Source organism: Bradyrhizobium sp. 159, from assembly GCF_023073795.1.
Classification (GTDB): domain Bacteria; phylum Pseudomonadota; class Alphaproteobacteria; order Rhizobiales; family Xanthobacteraceae; genus Bradyrhizobium.
This window is the reverse complement of record NZ_JADPKE010000022.1, coordinates 1-631: the sequence shown is the minus strand read 5'-3', so window position 1 is coordinate 631 and position 631 is coordinate 1. Positions and strand designations below refer to the sequence as shown.

The window sequence follows — 631 nt, the reverse complement described above, 5'->3', positions numbered from 1 at the left end:
CTCTTTGCCTTTGGCGATCAGGCGATCGTAGAAGGCCTTGAGTACCGGGTTGTGCCGTGTCGCGGCTCCCATGCACGCCATGTAAAAGAGATTGCGGACCTTGCGCCGCCCGCCCTGGATATGACGAACACCCCGACGCTTGCCGCTGTCGTCGTCGTAAGGCGCAGCACCCAGCAAGGCCGCGGCAACATTGTTGCTTATCTGGCCTAGCTCCGGCATCCCCCCGATCAGCCCGGCGGACGTGCCCTCGGCAAGACCCGGCACGCTCTCGATGATCTCGGCGAGTTCGGCAAAACGCGGCGTGGCCTTGATCAGGGCCGCGATCGCTGCTTCGAGCTTGGTAATTTCCAAGGAGATTTGCTTCAGCAGGCGACTCTGCATTTTCTGTACAACGTCAGGTGTGGAATGCTCCCCCCTGTTATGCAGGCTGGTCCGCACTTCAATCAGAGTTTGGCGCGCAGTCACCATCTGCGCCAGTTCCTCACGTGCTGCATCATAGGCTTGGCCTCTTGCCTCGATGAAAGTCTCGGCGAACCAGGCAATCATCTCCGCATCGATCGGATCGTTCTTGGCAAGTTGCCCGGCCGATCTTGCGAAGTTGCGCACCCGCTTCGGATCGACAATCAGGGTT

The 631-nt window shown here is 59.7% G+C and carries 1 protein-coding gene; it reads right to left on the bottom strand.

Annotation, left to right across the window (positions count from 1 at the left end; genetic code table 11):
• Positions 1-631: transposase (locus IVA96_RS04845; RefSeq protein WP_247415647.1), on the bottom strand; the 631-nt coding region annotated here is incomplete at both ends.